General features: G+C 62.9%; 18 protein-coding genes. 9 read left to right on the plus strand and 9 right to left on the minus strand.

Annotation, left to right across the window (positions count from 1 at the left end; genetic code table 11):
- Positions 1–7 precede the first annotated feature (7 nt).
- A complete protein-coding gene (locus F8G81_RS20770; RefSeq protein ID WP_267276520.1) occupies positions 8–2,059 on the minus strand; it encodes a hydantoinase/oxoprolinase family protein in 2,052 nt (683 codons plus the stop codon).
- A gap of 551 nt (positions 2,060–2,610) precedes the next feature.
- Between F8G81_RS20770 and F8G81_RS20775 the strand changes: the two genes are divergently transcribed.
- From F8G81_RS20775 to F8G81_RS20785, 3 genes are all read left to right on the plus strand, one after another.
- Positions 2,611–3,963, plus strand: coding sequence for an MFS transporter (locus F8G81_RS20775; RefSeq protein ID WP_267276521.1), 1,353 nt, complete (start codon positions 2,611–2,613; stop codon positions 3,961–3,963).
- Positions 3,960–4,784, plus strand: coding sequence for an aspartate/glutamate racemase family protein (locus F8G81_RS20780; protein ID WP_267276522.1), 825 nt, complete (start codon positions 3,960–3,962; stop codon positions 4,782–4,784). Before F8G81_RS20775 ends, F8G81_RS20780 begins: the two co-directional genes overlap by 4 nt.
- Positions 4,785–5,146: 362 nt before the next feature.
- Positions 5,147–6,145 carry a zinc-dependent alcohol dehydrogenase family protein gene (locus F8G81_RS20785; RefSeq protein WP_267276523.1) on the plus strand — a complete coding sequence of 333 codons (999 nt, stop codon included), beginning with the start codon at positions 5,147–5,149 and terminating at the stop codon, positions 6,143–6,145.
- A gap of 77 nt (positions 6,146–6,222) precedes the next feature.
- Here the strand turns inward: F8G81_RS20785 and F8G81_RS20790 are convergent, their stop codons facing one another.
- The 5 genes from F8G81_RS20790 to F8G81_RS20810 form a co-directional block, all read right to left on the minus strand.
- A complete protein-coding gene (locus F8G81_RS20790; protein ID WP_267276524.1) occupies positions 6,223–7,758 on the minus strand; it encodes a PucR family transcriptional regulator in 1,536 nt (511 codons plus the stop codon).
- Positions 7,751–8,833: a DUF917 domain-containing protein gene (locus tag F8G81_RS20795; RefSeq protein ID WP_267276525.1), complete on the minus strand. Its 1,083-nt coding sequence runs from the start codon at positions 8,831–8,833 to the stop codon at positions 7,751–7,753. Before F8G81_RS20795 ends, F8G81_RS20790 begins: the two co-directional genes overlap by 8 nt.
- On the minus strand, positions 8,830–10,026 hold the full coding sequence (locus F8G81_RS20800; protein ID WP_267276526.1) for a methylhydantoinase: 1,197 nt from the start codon (positions 10,024–10,026) through the stop codon (positions 8,830–8,832). The genes F8G81_RS20795 and F8G81_RS20800 overlap by 4 nt, the downstream gene beginning before the upstream one ends.
- A 369-nt stretch (positions 10,027–10,395) precedes the next feature.
- Positions 10,396–10,848: a D-aminoacyl-tRNA deacylase gene (gene dtd, locus F8G81_RS20805; protein WP_267276527.1), complete on the minus strand. Its 453-nt coding sequence runs from the start codon at positions 10,846–10,848 to the stop codon at positions 10,396–10,398.
- Positions 10,849–10,910: 62 nt separating this feature from the next.
- Complete coding sequence (locus tag F8G81_RS20810) at positions 10,911–11,405, minus strand: MarR family winged helix-turn-helix transcriptional regulator (RefSeq protein WP_267276528.1); 495 nt, start codon at positions 11,403–11,405, stop codon at positions 10,911–10,913.
- 88 nt (positions 11,406–11,493) lie between these two features.
- On the opposite strand from F8G81_RS20810, the gene F8G81_RS20815 reads away from it, so the two are divergent.
- Positions 11,494–12,540, plus strand: coding sequence for an LLM class flavin-dependent oxidoreductase (locus F8G81_RS20815; protein ID WP_416377072.1), 1,047 nt, complete (start codon positions 11,494–11,496; stop codon positions 12,538–12,540).
- Between the two features lie 45 nt (positions 12,541–12,585).
- Positions 12,586–12,960 (plus strand): DoxX family protein, encoded by a 375-nt coding sequence (locus tag F8G81_RS20820; RefSeq protein ID WP_267276530.1) that lies wholly within the window; start codon positions 12,586–12,588, stop codon positions 12,958–12,960.
- A 273-nt stretch (positions 12,961–13,233) separates the two neighbouring features.
- Here the strand turns inward: F8G81_RS20820 and F8G81_RS20825 are convergent, their stop codons facing one another.
- Positions 13,234–14,001 (minus strand): hypothetical protein, encoded by a 768-nt coding sequence (locus tag F8G81_RS20825; protein WP_267276531.1) that lies wholly within the window; start codon positions 13,999–14,001, stop codon positions 13,234–13,236.
- Between the two features lie 142 nt (positions 14,002–14,143).
- Positions 14,144–14,752: a TetR/AcrR family transcriptional regulator gene (locus F8G81_RS20830; protein WP_267276532.1), complete on the minus strand. Its 609-nt coding sequence runs from the start codon at positions 14,750–14,752 to the stop codon at positions 14,144–14,146.
- A 253-nt stretch (positions 14,753–15,005) separates the two neighbouring features.
- Between F8G81_RS20830 and F8G81_RS20835 the strand changes: the two genes are divergently transcribed.
- The 4 genes from F8G81_RS20835 (at position 15,006) to F8G81_RS20850 (ending at position 20,149) form a co-directional block, all read left to right on the plus strand.
- A complete protein-coding gene (locus F8G81_RS20835; RefSeq protein WP_267276533.1) occupies positions 15,006–16,424 on the plus strand; it encodes an APC family permease in 1,419 nt (472 codons plus the stop codon).
- A gap of 56 nt (positions 16,425–16,480) precedes the next feature.
- Positions 16,481–17,284 carry a MoaF C-terminal domain-containing protein gene (locus tag F8G81_RS20840; protein WP_267276534.1) on the plus strand — a complete coding sequence of 268 codons (804 nt, stop codon included), beginning with the start codon at positions 16,481–16,483 and terminating at the stop codon, positions 17,282–17,284.
- 43 nt (positions 17,285–17,327) lie between these two features.
- Positions 17,328–18,737 (plus strand): aldehyde dehydrogenase family protein, encoded by a 1,410-nt coding sequence (locus F8G81_RS20845; RefSeq protein ID WP_267276535.1) that lies wholly within the window; start codon positions 17,328–17,330, stop codon positions 18,735–18,737.
- 149 nt (positions 18,738–18,886) lie between these two features.
- On the plus strand, positions 18,887–20,149 hold the full coding sequence (locus tag F8G81_RS20850; RefSeq protein WP_267276536.1) for a cation:proton antiporter: 1,263 nt from the start codon (positions 18,887–18,889) through the stop codon (positions 20,147–20,149).
- Here F8G81_RS20850 and F8G81_RS20855 read toward each other — a convergent pair.
- Positions 20,146–20,424, minus strand: a complete 279-nt coding sequence (locus F8G81_RS20855) for a hypothetical protein (protein ID WP_267276537.1) — start codon at positions 20,422–20,424, stop codon at positions 20,146–20,148. The genes F8G81_RS20850 and F8G81_RS20855 overlap by 4 nt on opposite strands.
- Positions 20,425–20,558 lie beyond the last annotated feature (134 nt).

A 20,558-nucleotide genomic window follows, 5' to 3' on the forward strand; every position in this document is an offset into this window, starting at 1 on the left:
TGGTACCTCAGTTTCCTTCGACGTTTTCAGAACGGATGACCAGGGAGCCGAACTCGTCGACCTCGACGTTGAACCCGGGTGGAACCACGGTGGTGGCGGTCTGCTCCACGATGATGGCGGGTCCTTCGAAAGTGTGGCCGGCCCCGAGGTCATCCCGGCGGACTATGGTGGTGTCGTGCTCGACGTGGTCAAAGACCACGCGGCGGGTTTCGTGCTTGAACTCCGGGTCCTGTGCGGTGGCGTGACTGGGAGCTTCCAGTCGTCCCAGGTCGCCGACGGCCTGGGTGCGCAGTGTGACGATTTCGATCGGGGCGCCGAGGTTGGAGTGGCCGTAGCGCTCGTGGTACATCGCGGAAAAGCGGACAGCGAGGTTCGCGATGAAGTCGGGAGACTCGGGTTCGTCAGCGGATGTCAGGGGAACGTTCAGGGAGAACTCCTGCGATTGGTAGCGGACGTCCACGGACGCCGTCGTGGCGCGGCTTTCCTCCGGGACTCCTTCCGAGACCAGAGAGGACAAACCGTCGACTTCCATCGAGCGCAGGATGCCGGCCATGTCTGCCACATCGATGTCTTCGTCGAGGTAGAAGTAGGGTTCGGAGAAGTCCTTGCGGATGTTGGTTTGCAGCATGCCCCAGGCGGAGAAAGCGCCGGGGAAGCGCGGAACGATCGTTTCCGGGATGCCAAGTTCCTTAGCAAGGAAGACGGCGTGCATGGGTCCGGCTCCGCCGAAGGCTACGAGGGAGAAGTCGCGGGGTTCGATGCCGCGGGAGATGGTGATGGTCCGGATGGCCTGCGCCATCTGTGAGTTGGCGACGTCGCAAATGCCTTCGGCCATGGCGATGGGATCCAGCCCGAGTTGGTCACCTACTGTTTTCAGGGCTGTTATCGCGGCTTCACGGTCCAAGGCGACCTGTCCTCCGGCGAACCAGTCCGGATCGACACGGCCGAGCACCAGGTTGGCGTCGGTAACTGTGGGTTCCGTCCCGCCGCGGCCGTAGCAGGCCGGTCCGGGATTGGCTCCTGCGGAACGCGGTCCAACCCGGAGGCCCCCGGCTTCGAGCCAAGCGACGGAGCCGCCGCCAGCGCCGACGGTGTGGATATTGACAACGCTCATGAGCATCGGCAGACCTTCAAGGTGGGCCTCCGTGGAGACGTCCGGCTTGCCGTCAACCACCAAGGAAACGTCAAAGGATGTACCGCCCATGTCCACACCGATGAGGTTGCGGTTGCCCGAGACACCCGCCAGTTCGACATCGCCCATGGCACCGCCGACGGGGCCGGAAAGTAGCGTCTGCAGCGGCCGCTTGCGGGCGGACTCGGCTGTAAGGACGCCGCCTGAGGACTGCATGATGTGCAGCGGGGCTTCCACTCCCCGGTCGGCGAGCTTCTCTTCCAAGTCCAAAAGGTAATTGCGTACAACCGGCCCCGTATAGGCCTCCACGACGGCGGAGGACGTGCGCTCGTATTCGCGCCATTCCTTGGCTGCTTCGTGCGAAAGGGAGACTGTGAAGTCTTCCCCGAGTTCCTCGATCAGGATTTCGCGGGCCCTGAGTTCATGCGAGTGGTTCTTGTAGCTGAACAGGAACGCAACGGCGACGGCGCCGTACCCCTCATCCACTGCCCGGCGCGCTGCCTGGCGGACTGCCAGTTCATCCAAGGGCACGAGTTCCTGGCCTTGACTGTCCAACCTGCCACCGACGCCGATGACGTCCTTGCGCTCGACCAGCGGGGCAGGCTTGCGGTACTGGGCATTGTAGAGCTCAAGACGGGGGCCTCGGGCAATGTGATAGGTATCTTCGATGCCGGCCGTGGCCAGCAGTAGCACGGGAACCCCACGACGTTCCAGGAACGCATTCAGGCCCTGGGTGGTGCCGTGGACCAGGAAATCGATGTCAGAGAGATCCTCAACTATCGATTCGAGGCCTGCGATGACGCCGGCACTCAGGTTCCCCGGCGTAGTGGACGCCTTCGTAGCCGCGTAGGTTCCGGCGTCCTGGTCGTACGCCACAATGTCCGTGAAGGTTCCGCCGATATCCATCGACACCCTGTAGTTCGGCATGTGTATCTCCTCATAGTTCTGGAATGGAAAGGGTTCTGGAATGGAACTCTGTGTGTGGAAGATCACGCTACATATGGGGCCGACCGAGGTGGTGGGCATAGTGCACGGTTCGGCTGCAGTCGGACGGGCAGAGTGCATAACAGGTTTGCGCGTGCACCGGAATTGTCGGGGCCTGCGGGCTCCAAAGAATGGGCGTGAGGCTACTGCATGGCTGGCGCCAGCCATGAAGGGCCTGGCAGCGGTGGATCGGGAATCTGCCTGATATCCCCAGATCAAGAAAATGCTTTTGACCTGCGCAGAGACGTGCGCTTTTAGAAGAGCAGTGCTTTACGCCCAAACAGGCAAATCAAATAAGTGCAAAGTGAACACCATCGGGGCGCGCACCGTTTGTAGTGTGAGGTCAATCACTCGGCGGGAGGCTAGGACCAGCTACTCCGAGTGGAGGCTTGGATAGCTGCTCCGAGGTGGATTCCTTGATATCCGGGCTGTTCTCCGTGCACAGAAACCCTGCGTGTACTTCTTATCCTGTCCAAAATATCGGAGGTCAAAACGTGTCAAGTATCGACCCACTCATTTCAGGGCAAGCGCCCGGGACGGCGAGCCCACCTCGCTCCTTGGCCGTCGGGCATGCGTTCCGCGACATGCCATTCGGGTCCATTCACTTCAAAATCGGTGCCGTCCTCTTCTTCGCTTTCGCGATTGAAGCCTGGGAGATGCTCATCCTCACTTACGTCGCCGGTGATCTGGCGACCAGCCTGCAGGTCGGTGCGACCCAGGTGGGAATCGCCATCTCGGCACTCTTCCTCGGCATGATCCCCGGATCTCTCCTATGGGGCCCCATCTCCGACCGGATCGGCCGGAAAGCGACGTGCGCGTGGAGTTTCGCCGGCTACGGCGTCATCACACTGCTGAGCAGCTTCGCGCCGAACTTCGAGACCCTCGCGATAGCCCGCTTCCTCTCCGGGTTTTTGTTCTCCGGCGTCTTCACTGTGACCTTCCCGTACTTTGAAGAACTCCTCCCGGTCAAGGTCCGCGGAAAGGCGTCGGTCTATCTCGCTGCGGGGTGGCCTATTGGCATCCTTGCCGCCCTCGGAACTACCGCCCTGATTGGAGGGCACGGTTGGCGTTGGGTCGTTGCTGTCAGCGCACTCGCCAGCCTATGGGGCATCGTTGTGTACAAGGTCGTTCCGGAATCCCCGTACTGGCTTGCGAGGCGGGGCCGGAACGAAGACGCGCACGATGTCCTCGAACGTCTCGGCGCACAAGACATCTCCCGCAGCACCATTCTCACGGTCTCGGTGGACAAGAGGCAGACCTTCTGGAGCCTCTTCAGGGGCAAGATGGGCCGGATCACGGTCATCCAGGTCCTCATCAACTTCACGTTCTCCTGGGGCTACTGGGGACTTCAATCGTGGATGCCAACGTTGCTTGAAGGGAGAGGACTGAGCGCCTCATCAAGCCTTTCCTTTATCGCCCTGAGCGCGGTCCTCATGATCCCCGGCTATATGACAGCCTCCTACCTGACCGGACGTTTTGGCCGCAAATGGATCTTTACCGGCTACGTTCTCGCGGCAGCCGGCGGCGGCTTCTTCTTCGCGACAGCCTCAACTGAAACCGAGATGTATATCGGCATGTTCTCCCTGGCCTTCTTTGCTATGGGAGCCTGGGGCGTTTGGGACACGTGGATGGGCGAGCTGTACCCCTCCGCCATGCGTGGCTCGGGCTTCGGCCTCGGGATTTTCGGCCAGCGGGTTGCGAACACTATCGCGCCGAGCCTCGTCGGGTTCCTCCTCGCCTCCGCCACGGGAGCAACGTCGACAATTCTGTTTATCAACGCGTTCTTGTTTGTCACGGTCGTCCTCGGCCTGTTCTTGCCCGAAACAGAAGGAAGTGAATTGGAATGATCACCACTAACGACAATTTCGATGCTCTGTCGGAGAATGCCCGGATCCTGTGGATCAACCCCCTCTACGCCGATGTGTACAACCGTGCGATGGCGGACTCCTTTCGCCAGATAGTCCGTCCCGGCACCGAAGTTGATGTCGTCTCCCTTGACGGAGAGGGCCCCTCCCACGTTGAATACAACGCTTTCGAAGCGCTCATGCTTCCACAGCTGTTGCGCACGGTGCGGTGGGCGGAAGAAGAAGGCTATGACGCCGCCGTCATCGGTTGTTTTTACGACCCGGCGCTGCGGGCGGCACGCGAAATCACTGATCGCATGGTGGTTGTAGGCCCGGCGCACTCAGCGCTGAGCATCGCCGGGAGTCTGGGCGAGCGCTTCTCCATCCTGGTCGGACGGAAAAAGTGGATTCCCGAGATGTCCGAGAATGTCCATCGTTGTGGCGCATCAGAACGTCTTGCCTCGTGGCGCGTGCTCGAGATGGGCGTCGATGACTTCCAAAAGGACCCGGCACTCACGGAGAAGCGGATCATGACCGAAGCCCGCAAGGCCGTGGAGGAGGACGGTGCAGACGTCGTCATCCTCGGCTGCACGGCCGAATTCGGATTCTTCCGAACGGTTCAAGACGAAATTGGCGTACCCGTGATCGACGCGACTGTGGCCCCGCTGAAACACGCCGAGCAGCTCGTCGACTCGGTCCGTCGGTTTGGTTGGACGCACAGCAAGCGCCTGGGCTACGACGGGCCCACCACCCAGGAACGCCAGCGGTTCTTCCCGGCTCTCGAGCCAAAGCACTTGGTGTCCATGACCGCGGTGTCCGCCTAATACATTTCCCGCTCGTCAGGCCGACTGCTTGCGCGCCGCAGAGCGCCTCCACCCCTGGGGCCTCTTTGGCCGGAGGTTACCCCGATACCCTCGCTTGCCTTGACATCCCGTGATCGAGGCAGGCGAGGGAGCCCTTGCAGCTCACCAGCAATGCGGGGACGAGTAACCGCGTCCTTCCTTTAACCCCGGCGGTACCTGCGCCGGCTAACCCGATCAAAATCAGACCATATGGCACTACGCATAAACGGAGGTACGGCGATGTTCAGAAAGACCCTATGCATCAACCCCATAGTGACGCACGTTTACCAGGTCCCTATCGGACTGCTGTCCCCCCTCACGCCCAACCTCTCGATGGTCCAGGTATGAGCAGGCCGGAATCCGCGGTTGTCTTCCGCGAAATAGGCGGCACCGAAGTGCTGGCCGTCGAAGCTGCCTCTCCACGTCAAGTCGCCGAAAACGATGTACGCATCAACGTCGCAGCCTTCGCACTCAACCGGGCAGATCTAATGTTCATCCACGGAGAGCACTACACCGTCCCGGTGTTTCCCTCGCGCATCGGGTCCGAGGCAGTGGGAACCGTCACCGAGATCGGCGCGAACGTCACCGCATTCAACATCGGCGACCGCGTCACGAGCATTCCCTTCTTCACCGCAACCGACGGCGTGCAGGGAACAACAGCCGTCCTACCGGCAGACTACCTCACCCTTGCCCCACCGGAACTTTCGGATGCCCAGGCCTGCTCTGTTTGGATGCAATATCTCACGTCGTACTTCGCCTTCGCAGAAGTAGCCAATCTCGGAAGCGAAGACACAGTGCTCGTCACTGCCGCCGCCAGTTCAGCCGGGCTTGGCGCCATCGAGATCGCACGCGCGCTGGGGGCGAAGGTGATCGCGACGACACGCTCCGATAAGAAGCGATCGCTCCTCCTTGAGGCCGGCGCAGACGAAGTAGCCCTCGTGGGAGTCGATGACCTCGGCGAGGTCATCGACCGCACCACCAATGGCAAAGGCGTTCGGGTCGCTTTCGATCCTGTCGGAGGAGAATCCCTGGGCGCCTACGTCGATCACCTCGCACCCAACGCCGTCGTTTTCGGCTACGGAACATTGAGCGATTTGCAGCCCGTGATCCCTATGGCCGCTATGTGCAGAACCCAATCGGTTTTCCACCCGTACTCAATGTTCAACCACGTTGGACGGGCCGATGAGCGGAGGCGAGGTATCGACTTCATCCTCGAGCGGATTCGCTCCGGCGCCCTGCGGCCCAGAGTCGACAGGGTCTTTGCTTTCGACGAAGTGCTTGACGCTTACCGCTATATGGAATCGAACGAACAGTCAGGGAAGATTGTCGTCGAAATAAGTTAGCCCGCGCGCCTGGATCCGTGTCCGTGGACAGACCGGCGGACACGGACCGGCGCCTGGCGCGGGCATGGACCGCGCCTTCAGGGGAGTCCTTTCTGGTTTTCGAGGGGGTCTTCGGAACTCGTTTTGTCTGGCATAGATCGCCGCAGCACGTTGGCGATGAGGTGGACGGACAGCAGCTCAGCGGGGATATCAAGCGGGACACCGAGTTCCCTTGCCCGGTTAAGCCGGGCCTGCAGGGTGTTCCGGTGCAGGTTGAGGGATTTCGCAGCGAGGCTGACTGAGCCGCGGTGATCGAGGAAGGCGGCCAGGGCGGTAATAATCACGTCGCGGTCAGGGGAGGCCATCAGCCGCGGCAGTGTTAGTTCGGCCACGAGCGCGACGGCGTCCATGTCGACGAATGTCGTGGCCGCGACCACCCCGAGGCCGGCGAAGCCTAGAACCGTGCCGGGCCCCGTTGACCGGGCGGATTCAGAAGCCAACCGCGCCTCACGCACGATCAACGCCAGCGCCGGGGCATCCTCCTGCCATCGCGACAACCCCGCCATCAAGCCAAGCTCGGCAAGAGATGGCCCCAGACGTGTCCTGATTCGGGTTTCGAGCTGGGTCGAGGCATCCTGATCCCCGGCCGGTACGAGCGTCAGCCAGCCACCTTGAACCTCGGCCAAGGGGCTGCGTACTGTGACCTTGCGCCAGAGCAGGCGCAACACGGCGGTCAGCTCGGGCCGATGGTCTTGCACCTGCCCGCTGCGGAACCAGACGGCCATGTACGGCTCCCCTGCGCGCCAGCCCAACTGGTTCAGCAGATGTCGGTGTTTTTCCTCGAATTCCGGGCCTGACGCGTCAGGGTCCTGATCCAACCCGGCGATCGCTGCTGTGGGAACGGCCCGGGCATTGCTGAGCAGGTCCTCCAACAGCCAGGCAGCCTTCACCGCGGGGGTGGCCACCTCAAGGACTGACCGCACCAGCCGCAGGTTGTGGACGCCGGAAGTGGGCACGCGGGCCGTGAGGGTGAACCGGACGGAGCTATTGGCCTCGCCGACTTCCATGACGATGACTTCGTCAGTCTCCCGTGGAGGCATTCCAGCGGAGGCCAGAACCACGCCGTCGTACTCCAGCGAAACTCCGACCCCGTCCAGCTCTCTGGAAATGGTCTTGAGGACGTCACCGAGCGTGGCGTCCTTTGCGACTGCCCGGGCGACCCTGGCCAGTTCCGCATCCACCACTGACAGGGCCGCTCCGATCTCGGCCGCCAGTGCCAGGGCAAGCGCAGCGGGGTCCCCGTCAGTGGCCAGCAGGGTGATGCCCAACCGCTCCGCCAGTCCGACCGCCGCGCTTGCATAAGCGCTGCCGGTCACGACGACGGCGCTGGCCCTCCGCTCCCAGGCCTGTCGCAGAGCCGCGGACACCAGCCAACCCCCGGATCCCATCTCTGAGGAGAGGACGACCACAGTATTGGGCCGCACCTGCCGGATTGCCTCAAGCTGGGAGACGAGAACGACACTTTCAATCAACCCGCTGGATGGAGTGAGATACAGCGGCGAGGTGCCACGGAGGGAGCCGTGCGCTAATAGACCGGTGACATCGAGCCGGTTTTCATTTTTCGATCTACGCATGTCGCCGCCTTGGGTGCACGATCGGAATGCCAAAGGCCTTTGGCTCGGTGAGATCAAGCCCCGCCTCCGTGTACCACTGCGCCGCTGCCGTGATCTTCACGATGTCCATGACGTCGCCCACCTGGACGTCGTCGATGTTGACCACCGTGCCCTGCACGGAATTGAGCAGCGTCACCATGTCCGGGACGGCTGCTGTTACCGCACCGTCCACGAGGACCAGCAGGATCTCATTCTGAATTTCAAGACGGACGATGCGTCCGGTGGTTTCGTCTTCCAGCGTTAGGCTGGACGGCTGCGCCGGCAGACCGAGGTCTGTGGGCCGGGAGAGGCTTTCGATGTGGCTCACGCGGGCCCGGGCGATGCGGGTGCTGCCGAGGAGATCGGCGAGCAACAGCAGCTTTCTCTCAACGGGGGTGCCCGCGTTGAGGATTTGTCCGATCCGGATCATTCGGCTGATGGAGCCATGGACGCCATGCTCCATCAGCTGTTGTGCGGAACACGGATACATGGCGGTGGCTGCCCAGCCGCCGAGTTCGGTCACTAGTGCACGCACCAGCGTTTCGGCCCGCTGGGCGCTTTCGACCTCTATCACCGCCCGTTCCCCGGTTACCCCCATGAGCGCGATAGGGCCGATCGCCACGTTTCCAATGTTCAGCGTCGTTTGGCTGATCAAGGGGAAGACGCGGCCCATGGGGTCGGCATCGATGACGGGCAGTGAGGACTGCAGCCCAACCATGAGAGGGACGATTCCGTTGATGTTGGCGGCAGCGAGCGAATAAATCGCCCGCACCGGCCGGCCGAGACTGGCCTCGATGGCACGGATGCAACCGAGGAACTCATCGCCCACGGGAGGCATGTCGGCGATGAAAAGCCCCTGCGTTACCATTCCGACCGCCACCACCAGATCGTCGGGAGCAAGCTCGTCGACGGTGATGAGTTCCAATGCCCGGTCCTGCATAGCCCGTTGGATCATTTCTGCGTAGATGTAGATAGCCGTCGGGTCGATGGTGCAGGTCAGGAAGTGGGCCCCGGTGCGGAGGTTCTGGACGTCCTCGGTAGTGAGTACGGTGCTCATGGGGTGGCTCCCCGCGCGGCTGTGGGCAGCACGTGTTCCTCGTTGGCGGACGTTTCTCCTGCCGCTTGGACCCGGATTCGAACGATTCCGGGGTTGCCATAGGGCATGGCATAGACGTTCGATTCAATGATGTGGGTTTGCCCGGGGGTGGCGCCTAACTGGACGGCCGCTGAGTGGGCGTCGTCTTCGGCGAGGTTCTGTACTCGTTTTAGGTCGACCCGCCCGCTGACGGTCTCCAGCCGGTCGATCCAGGCTGTCAGCGGCGCGGCGGCAGATCCCATCAGCGCGACGTCCTTGGCCGCCGGCAGAGTGGGCACCAGCCCGAAGGGCAGAGCAGCCTCCTGCCGGTCGCGGAGGTCGGCAATCACAGAGGTGATGTCTGCGCGAACCGAATGGTGGGCGGTGTATGGCTCCAGAATGGCGGCGTTGCTGGCGAGGCTCGCTTCAAATCCTTGGCGAATGAGGCTTCTGGTGACAGGCAGGCCTCCATGGATGTGCCCCACCATGACCCCAGCCTCCATGGAGAGAATGACCTCCCCCTCGGTGATTCCCGCTAACGTGGCGGCGCCAAGGATTCCCATCGCGGGCTCGGCGCGCAACCCGTGCACCGGCGCCAAAGCCAGCCGGGACAGAGGTGCGCGGCCGCCGTCGTTCTTTGCAAACGATAAGAGGGCGGCCGGGAACTGGCTCCGGCCTGCCGCCTCAAGCATGACAGCCAGTTCTTCCCCCGTCTGCATCAGGGCACTGTTAAGGATGGCGGTGTAGTCGCGATCGCGGAAAACGCTGGAATAGAAGTCACTGGAAATACTGATCCGCATATCTCTGTCGTTGCTGAGGATGGCATCGGCTGTGCGCGTTTCATGGTTCTTTGACGCCGTCGAACCGACGGAAGTGATCGCCACGTTCCGTACGTCACCGGCGAGGATGCCGGGGAGATCGGCCAGGAACCCCTCCATGTCCAACCGGGCCAGGGGCCGTCCCCGCAGGTCGTGACCCCCGCGGACATGAACTGTCCGGGTCACTGCCGGCTCAACAAGGGGTGGCAGCACGGTCGTGTGGAAGGCGTCCGCGGGGGGACGGGGCGAAATGCGGATGGCGACGACGTCGGACAGTTTCCGCTCCACCAGGACCCGCCCGACGTCGGCGGTGATCTCCGTTATGCCTGGGCCGAACTCCCGACGGAGCCCTGACAAGGACGTTTCCAACGCTTCCGACAAGCTGCCCGCGTGCACCTCCCGACCGGCGGAAACTACAGTCCGCCCGTCCAGCACAACAGTCCGGCAGCTGGTTCCCTGCAGCCGGAGTCCCACTCTCATTTGTCAGTACCTGCCTGGCGTCCACCAACGTGAGTATCTGCCGGGTGGTGAATAGTTTCCATGTGCATAGGGTCCACCACTAGTCGTCCTCTAAGGCTCCCGCAGGTCACGGACGAAAGCATCGTCGCATGCTCCTCAGCCTATCGAGACGTTGGCAAGATACCCAGCGCCATCAAGCTGACTACACCCCACCAGACGTCAGGAACTTCCGGACGTCACCGCGGGTCGGTATCCGGCCCACCGCTCTCAACCGCGGCGGGGAGCTGAAAAATCGGCGGTGTCGAGGCTGATCGTGAACGGTCCGTCATTGACCAGGGACAGTTGCATCATTGCCCCGAACCGCCCGGTGGACACCTCCGCCCCAAGGCCGCGCAGGGAAGCGACCAGGTGGTCAATCAAGGGCTCGCTGGTGTCCGCCGGCGCCGCGTCCGACCAGGACGGGCGCCTTCCCCGCCGTGTGTCCGCGTACAGCGTGAACTGGCTGACCACCAAAAGGGGCCCGTTCTGGTCGGCACACGACTTCTCGCCGTCAAGGATCCGCAAAGTCCAGATCTTGGCGGCGAGGGCCGCCGCATCGTCCATGGTGTCCGTGTGGGTGGCGCCGGCCAGGACAACGAGTCCCGGGCGGTCAATGGAACCCACCGTTTCGCCGTCGACAGTGACCTCGGCTCGGGTGACCCGCTGAAGAATGGCTCGCACGCATCAACCCTAACGGAGTCCGGCACCGGGTTATGCGCGGGTCAGGCCGCTGGCGGCAGCCCTCAGCTTGGGGCCTCCAGGCCAGCTTCCTCCTTCAGGTGTTGCCTCAGCTTGCCCACAATCCTGTCAAGCTCTTCCAGGTCCTCCGGAGTCAGTGCCTCGATAAACAGCTGGCGGATGAGGCGAAGGTGCGGGGCGGACGATGCCCGGAAGATGCGTGCGCCTTCATCATTTAGTTCCACCACTGCCCCGCGGCTGTCATTGTCGGACTTTTTCCGGCAGATGAGGCCGCGGCTTTCCATGCGCCCCAGGTGATGGGAGAGCCTGCTCCGCTCCCAGCCGATGCCCTCGGCAAGCGCTGATGACCTCAACCTGTTTTCGTCCGCCTCGCTCAGCGCCAGAAGAACGGCGTAGTCCCCTGGGGAAATCCCAGACGTGGCCTGCAGTCCTGCCGCCATCGCCTGCCGGATCTCCTCGCTCGTCTCCACGTACGAGCGCCAGATGGCCAGCTCGTCCGCAGTGGGGCTCCGTCGTCCCGTTTCGCTGCTGTGCTCCATGACATTTTCTCCTTGCTTGACATGTCAACCATAGCCGGGTGATGATTGACGCGTCAATTAAGTAATTGACGTATCAATTAAGGCAGTGATGAGCGTGATCTTTGGTTTGGATACCTTTGGCGATGTCCCGCTGGACGACGCCGGCGTGCCCGTCAGCCAGGCCAGGGCCATCCGGCAGTTGGTAGACGAGGCCGTCATTGCCGATCAACTCGGCGTGGACGTCTTCACGGTGGGGGAACACCACCGCCCCGAATATTCCGTGTCAACACCGGAGACAGTATTGGCCGGCATGGCCACAGTGACATCCCGGATCCGCTTGGGATCGGGCGTAACAGTCCTCAGCTCCGACGATCCGGTGCGGGTTTTCCAGCGGTTTGCCACCGTGGACGCCCTGTCCAACGGCCGGGCCGAAGTCATTCTCGGAAGGGGATCCTTTACGGAATCCTTCCCGCTCTTCGGCTACGACCTCAAGGACTACAACGTCCTGTTTGAAGAGAAGATCGAACTCTTCGCACAACTCCTTAAGGAGAAACCGGTCACCTGGAACGGCACCATGCGGGCACCATTGGTTGACGCCGATGTGTACCCGAAGACGGAAAACGGCCTCAAGACCTGGGTGGGCGTGGGAGGCACACCCGAGTCAGTAGTCCGGACGGCGAAATACGGGTTCCCCCTGATGCTCGCCATCATCGGCGGCCAGCCGGAGCGGTTCACGCCCTTCATCGACCTCTACAAGCGGGCATCCGCAGAATTCGGAAACACGGCCTGGCCTGTAGGGATGCACTCCCCCGGTTTCATTGCAGACACCGATAACGAGGCCAAGGAGGTGTTCTGGCCACATTACAAAGTGGTCCGGGACCGCATCGGAGCACTCCGGGGGTGGCCGCCGGTGCGCCGCGAAGAGTTCGAAGCGGAGATTGAGCACGGCTCCATGTACATCGGTTCCCCGGAAACAGTAGCCAAGAAGATCGCCCGCGCGGTGGCAGCCCTGGACATCGGGCGGTTTGACCTTATCTACACCTCTGGAGCCCAACCCATCAGCGCCCGGCTGAAAGCCGTGGAACTCTACGGCAGCAAGGTGGTCCCCATGGTCCGCGAAATCCTCGCCGACGGCGGCCACACAGCAGGCGCCTAACTCCCCTTCCTGAGCACCAATCATTCCTCGAGAAAGTACAACACCATGAACATCACCCTCTGGATCGTCACAGCACTTCTTGCACTACTTTTCCTGGCCGCCGGAACCATGAAAATCGCCCAGCCCAAGGCAAAGCTGGCCGCCTCCGGCCAGGGATGGGCTGAGGACTTCTCCGACGGAACCGTCAAGGGCATCGGCCGGCTGGAAGTCCTTGCGGCGCTGGGACTTGTCCTCCCTGCGCTTCTCAACATCGCTACCGTACTGGTTCCCCTGGCTGCCGCCGGGCTCTTCGTCCTTATGGTCGGTGCAGCCATTACCCACGCCCGACGCGGCGAAAAGACCAACGTCATCGTCAACGCAATCCTGGGCATCCTTGCTGCTGCTGTCGCCATCGCACGATTCGGACCCTACGGCTTCTGATTCGTACGCGCCAAGGTCTCTGACAGTGGATAACCTGGCGCCTGTCCTTCCGAGTCGCACGACGGCCGTAGCATGACGTTCCGGGTGGAAGCCCCCACGCGAGTCAAACTCCAGCGTGGGGGCTTCCGGGGGCCACCAGTTCTTGGGAAACGGGGAAGCCGAGAACAATTTACCGGCTGTTCACCTCCTCCGAACCTGAATCCGCCCGCTTCCCAGGATTCTTGAGTGAATCTTGAGCGCCGTTCGCATCACCCGCTCGCATCACCACCGGCATCACCCCGCCGGCCGCAGTGACGTGATCATCCGCCGGATGTCCGCGTACTCCGCCGTTTCCTTGTACTTCCTGGCCTGCTCCAGATAGGGCAGGGACGCGGCCCCCGGCGTTACGTTGTTCTCCGGGTTGAAGAAGGCGCCGAACATGGCAGCAGTGGGCGGCCAGTTGAAGAAGTGGAAGATGCACGACGCAGAGTCTCCGGTCGGTGCCGGGACCGAGGTGATGCCGTAGGCCGCCGCGGGCGTATCCGCCGGCCCTGGGGTCGCGTCATTCCCGCGGGTCTCGTAAGCGAACCGCGGGGTCCCCTCGCCCTGCATCAGGTCCGGCAACTCTTGGGAATCCAGCACGGCGTACGGGTACCGGTCCATGCACGTGGACCCGACGGCCATGTTGGTCCGGAGCGTCGCCAGCGGCTGGCCGGCCTCATTGGTCACCTCGGCGAACGCGCCTCCGCCCTCGGGAAGCTCCCCGGCGGGGTCCCTGACGCTCCAGGCGGCCGGGTGCTCGAACATCAGCTGGCCGTCCGCCGTGGTGTAGCTTGTCCAGGCTTCCGACGCCGATGCCGTGCCGGTGGTGCTCGGCGAGCCTGTCGCCGTCGGCGTCGCAGTTGTTGTCCCGGTGGCCGTCGCGGTGGCCGTGGTGGAGGTGACGGTGGGGCTGGGACTCGACGTCGTCGTCGGTCCCGCCTGCGGGCCGCAGCCCGTGAACAGTAGCGCCATCAGTATGGCTGTGGGAAAAACCGCGACTGAGGCGGCCGGGCTGCGCATCACACCCTCCTCAGGGTCCGAGCTGGATCCTTAAATTGTGGGGCTGCCGGGCGCGTTAGGATCCGGCGGCGGCACGATTGGCGCCGAACCGTTGCGGTGATAACAAAAGGCTCCTGCGCAGCTATCTGGCGATCAGCCGTCGTTATTGAACCGGGAGGGGGCTGCTGCTGCCGGGGCTTTCGCTTGTGCTCTCCAGAGTTGCGACAAGCTTGCCCACCTGGATGACGGCGGCCTTGATCCGTTGGGGGTCGCTGATGGTGAGGAATTGCAGCATAAGGCCGTCCAGGGCAGCAAAGATGGCCAAGGCGGCACCGTTGTCCACGTTGAGGCCCCGTTGCCTCAGGGCATCTTCAACGGTGCTCATGTAGTTCGCGTAAAGCCGTTCCACCAATGCCCGCACCTCGGGGTTGCGCCGGGATTCGAGAAGCATCTCGAACTGGAACAGCTGCAGCTCCGGTTCCTTCGACACAGTTTCGAGAAGTGAATCGGCGAAGCTCTCGTCAAAGTCCGCGATCTTTTCCAGGCCGGTCTCCTCGATGGACCGCTGGATGGCCCACTCCATGGTGGCGGCAAGAAGACCCTCGATAGAGCCGAAGTGGTGCGTGACAAGGGTGTGGTTCACTCCTGCCCGCGACGCAACGGCCCGGTACGTAACACCCCGCAGACCCTTTTCTCCGACGACGTCAATCACCGCGGACAGCAAGGCATCGCGCCCGTCTCCATAGGGCAAGCGGGTTGACGGCTGGTTCATGCACCGAGTCTAGCCCTCCTGGTCGGCTCCGGAAAAAGCATTGACAGCCAGAACTAAACAAATGTATAGTTCTGGAATGTGGCTGATATCACGCAATGTGTACAGCCAGCTCGAGCAGATTTCCTTTCCCATGGAGCGCACCGTCGCGTGCCAGCAGGGACCTTCCAATACTTCTGCGCAGGCCTTGCGCCTTGCACACTTCTGAAAGAGCCAACGGATGAATCAAGAACCAGTCGGAATCTCTACACGCCCAGTGCAAGAGGATCCAGCTCCTGCCTCCTCCTCCCCACGGCTGAGGCCGAACAAGCTCGGCGTCATCGCCATTGCATTCTTTGCCATTGCCGCAGCAGCCCCCATGGCTGCGGTGGTGGGAGCCAGCCCGGTACTGTTTTCGGCCAGCGGCCCGGGAACACCGGTCATTTACGTGATTGCTGCGCTGCTGGTTGCTCTCTTCTCCGTCGGATACCTGAGGATGAGCCAGCACATCACCAACGCGGGCGGCTTTGTCGCCTATATGGCCAAGGGACTGGGCAACAAGTGGGCTACCGGCGGGGCCGGGATCGCCATCCTGACCTACCTGAGCCTTCAAGTTGGGCTGTGGTCCCAGTTCGGCGTTTTTGCACAGTTGCTGGTCGAAGGCCTGACGGGTATCAGCCTGCCGGTCTACTTCTGGATTGCTGTATTGCTCGCTGTGGTGACGGGCCTGACGATGCGGGGCGTCGATGCGAGCCTGAAGGTGCTGGGAGTTCTCATCCTTGGCGAAGCCTTTGCGGTAGCAGCCCTCGTGGTGTCCCTGATTGCGCAGAAGGGGCTAGGCATCTTCACCTTTGAAGGGTTCACCCCATCCAGTGTCTTCGGTCCCGGCCTGGGCATTTCCCTGCTGTTTGCCTTCGCCTGCTTCACCAGCTTCGAAGCCACCGTCGTCTTCGCCGAGGAGGCAAAGAACCCGCGGCGCACCATTCCCCGGGCCGCCTACTTTGTGATCGCCTTCATTGGCATCTTCTACACCATCTCCACCTGGGCCATCAGCGGAGCCATCGGCATCGACAACATCCAAACCGTCGCCGCCGAAAACCCCGCAGGAATGGTCTTCGATCTCGCCGAAGCCAGCGCAGGCTATTGGCTGAACCTGACCATGCAGATCCTCGTTGTCACGAGCTTCCTGGCGATGCTCCTGGGCCTGGCCAACATGTTCTCCCGGTACCTGTTTTCCCTCGGCCGTGCCGGAGCCCTGCCGGCCAAGCTGTCCTCCGTCTCCAAGACCGGCGCCCCGCACTTCGCAGGGCTCGTCAACGGCCTCGTCCTCCTGGCGATCATCAGTATCTTCCTGCTCGCAGGCGCCGACCCCATTACAACCGTCTTTGCCTGGTTCGTGGCCCTTGGCACGGCAGGCTTCATCACCATCCTGCTGGTGACCTCAGCGGCAATCGTCGTCTTCTTCGCCAGGAACCGGATCCGGGACAACCTCTGGGTCACCGTCATTGCACCGTCCCTGTCTTTCCTGGCCTTCATCGTCATCGGATACCTGACGCTGGACAACTACGACGCATTGCTCGGAGGAGCGGGCGGCGTGGCCCGGTGGCTCCTGCTCGGCATCCCCCTCTTCTTCGTGGCCGGGGTCGCCCGGGGCGCACAAAAGCCGTCCATCAATTTCGCGGCAGTCATCGGCTGACCCAAACCTCCACCTCACCAGCACAAACCAGCAGCAAAAGAACAAGGAACAAGAACATGACTTCAGCTCACATCCAGGACTACATCCCCGAAGATCAGTGGCCCCCTGTCTCGGCCATGCTTGAAGGTTTCGGCGATCAGACCCTGCCCGCCTCCCCCGCCCTGGCCGGCACCACACTGAGCCTCCCGGGCGAGGACGGCTCCCAGGCCGAGTACGTTTTTGACGATGAGTCTTCGCTGGCGTGGACCGTTAGCCGCGCTGGGGACACGACCAGCGGAACGGCGGGCTACAAGGCGATCGAAGCCCGGCCCGGCATCTTCATCATTGACTTCATCCGGGGCGAAGGTTCCGCCGCAGAAAACGTCACCATCATCGCCGACCGCACCACGGGGGCCACAACAACCGGCGTTTCCCGCTTTGTCACTGTGGATGGCAGGACGCGGAGCACCACCGATTTCAGCCAGGCCAACACCGAGGGGTCCTCCGTACGCCACCAGCGCTCCACGGCTCTAGTTGGCAAGCGGATCTACTACCGCTACAGCGATATCGAAACGTACGAACACATCTACCTGAACCCGGGCACCTTCACCTGGAACTGCATCCGCGGCGGCGAGGCAGGGCTGGCGGACACCGACCGCTGCATGACCTGGGAAGTAGCAGAGGACCTCTTCATCTTCTTCTGGACCGAAAAGGTCATGTGCGTCGAAGCCGTGCTGCTGGTGGACCTGCGCGAGCAGCGCTCCATCGGCCGGATGTTCGGGTGGGACGATCCTGCAGCCGAACCTGTCATCCTGCCCTTCAACTCCCGGCTCAGCGTCCTGAACACCACCGAATATCCGCAGGACTTCCAGAAGCACTAACGGTCAGGACAGTACCCACAATTGCTCGAAGAGGAGTAGCGAAATGAAAACGTACGAATCATTGCTTGACGAGGTCACCGCCGTCTCCGGCAGGACCCGCACCATCCTTGACCCTGCCACCGGTGAGATCGTCGGTGAGGCGCCCATTCATGACCTTGGGTACCTTGAGCAGACAGTCGCCGGTGCGCAGGCTGCCCAGCCGGCGTGGGCAGCACTGGGCCACGAGGCCCGGTCCGCCGCGCTCCTCAAGGCGGCCGACGCCGTCGAACGCTCCGCCGAGGAGCTCGCCCACATTCTCTCCCGCGAGCAGGGCAAACCACTGAACGGCCCGAACGCCCGCTTCGAGGTGGGTGCCTGCGCGGCATGGTTGCGCGCCGCGGCCACCATTCGCCTGGAACCTGAAATGGTTGTGGACGACGGCGAGACCCGGGCCGAGCTGAACTACAAGCCCATCGGCGTCGTTGCCGCCATCGGCCCGTGGAACTGGCCCATGATGATCGCCATCTGGCAGATCGCCCCCGCCCTGCGCATGGGCAACGCCGTCGTCGTCAAGCCCTCCGGCAACACCCCGCTCTCCGTCCTGGCGCTGGTGAAAGTCCTGAACGAGGAACTTCCCGAGGACATCCTGTCGGTCGTTTCCTGCGGCCGCGAGGTGGGCGCACGCCTGACCGACCACCCCGCGATCGGCAAGATCATGTTCACCGGCTCCACCGCCGCCGGCCGCGCCATCATCAAATCATCCGCGGACACCGTCAAGCGGCTCACCCTGGAGCTCGGCGGGAACGACGCCGGCATCGTCCTGCCCGACGCCGACCCCAAGGCCATCGCCGAAGACCTGTTTTGGGGCGCCTTCATCAACACCGGCCAAACCTGTGCCGCGCTGAAGCGCCTCTACGTCCACGAGGACATCTACGACGCCGTCTGCGAGGAACTCACCACCGTGGCCAAAGCCATGCCCATGGGCCACGGCCTGGATGAGAACAACGTCCTGGGCCCGCTGCAGAACAAGGCACAGTACGACGTCGTTGCGAACCTGGTGCAGGCAGCGAAGGACTCCGGCGCCCGTGTGCTGCTGGGCGGAAACCCGGATACCAGCCAGCCCGGCTACTTCTACCCCACCACCCTGGTGGCGGACATCGACAACGATAACCCGCTGGTCGCCGAGGAACAGTTCGGCCCCGCGCTGCCCATCATCCGCTACAGCACCGTTGACGAAGCAGTGGAAATGGCCAACGGGCTCGACGTCGGCCTCGGTGCCTCCGTCTGGTCCTCCGACCTCGCCGCCGCCCGCGAAGTCGCCGGCCGCATCCAGGCCGGCACGGTGTGGATCAATAAACACGGCGCCGTGGACCCCCGCATCCCCTTCGGCGGCGCCAAACAGTCCGGCTACGGCCTCGAGTTCGGCGTCGAAGGCCTCAAAGCCCTCGGCATCCCCCAGGTCATCAACGGCTGAGGACTTCCACCGCGACGCCGGCGGTTGGGCACTAGCTGCCTGACCGCCGGCGCGTGGCGTCCGGCATCCTTGCTGCCTAACGCCCGACAGTATGGCGCCATCACCAATGGTGGCTGTAGCTTTGGAGTCTCTTCGTCGAAGCAGCCGAAGTGCCGGAGGTACCGCTGATGCCTGGCCTGTCCACGTCATTGATTCTGATCGCTATGCTGGCCATCGCAGCGCCACTGGCCAGCCGTTCCCTTGATCGTGTGGTCAAGGTTCCGATTGTGGTGTTCGAGATTGTCCTCGGAATCCTGCTGGGTCCCAGCCTGTTGGGGTGGATCCAACCCACCGAGTTCGTGGACACGTTGGCCCAGTTCGGGCTGGCCATGCTCTTCTTCGTTGCCGGCAATGAGATTGATTTCGGCGTGATCCGCGGACGCCCGGCCGCCCGTGCGTCTGCCGGCTGGGTCATCTCCTTGGCGGCGGGTATTGGCGCCGGCTTCGTCCTCGCCCCGGGTCCGGAGGCTGCCGTGATTATCGGCGTCGCTCTGTGCTCCACAGCCCTGGGCGCGCTGCTGCCCATCCTGCGGGACGCGGGCGAATCAAAATCCCCGATGGGTATCGCGGTCACCGCGTTGGGTGCGGCCGGGGAGTTTGGTCCGCTGATTGCGATCTCCCTGTTCTTCAGTGGCAGGGAACTGGGGCCGGCAACAGCAGTACTCCTCGGGTTTGTTGTCCTGACCGGCCTGGCGATTTACCTCGCCTCGCGGGCCCGGCACACACTGCTCCACTCGCAGGTAACCAGGACCCTGCACACCAGCGGCCAGTTCGCCGTCCGGTCCATCATGTTCATCCTCACGGCCCTGGTGGTGCTGAGCATGGTTCTGGGACTGGACATGCTGCTGGGTGCCTTCGCCGCCGGAGTCCTCTGGAAGGTTGCGATCGCGCGTGCTCCGGAACACGACCGGCATGTCATCGAGATGAAAATTGATGCGATCGCCTTCGGGTTCCTGGTGCCGATCTTCTTCATTGACACCGGCATAGACTTTGACCTGCGCGCGCTCACCGCCAGCCCGGCCGCTCTGGCGCTGGTCCCCGTGTTTCTGATCCTCCTCCTCATCACCCGCGGCCTGCCGTCATTGCTGGCCGCTCCTCCAAAGTCGAGCCCCGCCGGCAAGGGGGCCATCATGCTGTTCGGGGCAACGGGATTGCCGATTATTGTGGCGGTGACAGCCATTGGCCGGAACGAGGGGCTGATCTCAAGTGGAATCTCCTCGGCACTTGTGGGCGCAGGGATGCTCTCGGTACTCCTGTTTCCGCTGCTTGCACTTCGCCAGCTTCAGCGAACGCCGTCGGGACGCCAGGGCCGCAGCAAAAAATCCCGCAGGAGACAGGACCAGGCCAACGTCACTGGTGAGGCACCGCATTAGGCTGGTCTTCGGCTCTCGGTGCTCAGCAAATCCAAGAGCATCGCGATCACGGCGGCCGGGATCAGGAAGATGCCGGCCAGGGTTGCGCCCATCAACACCAGCCGGTGCCCCACCGGATACGAGGGTGGCTGGACGATGAAAGTAAACGCGTCGGCTAACCCGCAGGCAATCAGCACGGCTGCGAGCAGGACCAGCAACGCCCAGGCGCCTTCCCGCCAACGGATCAGGTACCTGGACTGACGGTAGCCCACCTCCATAGTCCGTTGCCGGACCACGGGCTTCCGAACGGCGAAGTCCCCGCGAAAGCCGGGCCTTCCCTCTCGGATCTCGGACAGACTGTTCTGCCCCTCTCAGGTGAGGGGACGACGGCGGCTGTCCCGCCGTCGTCGGCGTCTCCGGAACAGCCCGC

The organism is Arthrobacter sp. CDRTa11 (genome assembly GCF_026427775.1).
In the GTDB taxonomy this organism is placed as follows: Bacteria; Actinomycetota; Actinomycetes; order Actinomycetales; family Micrococcaceae; genus Arthrobacter.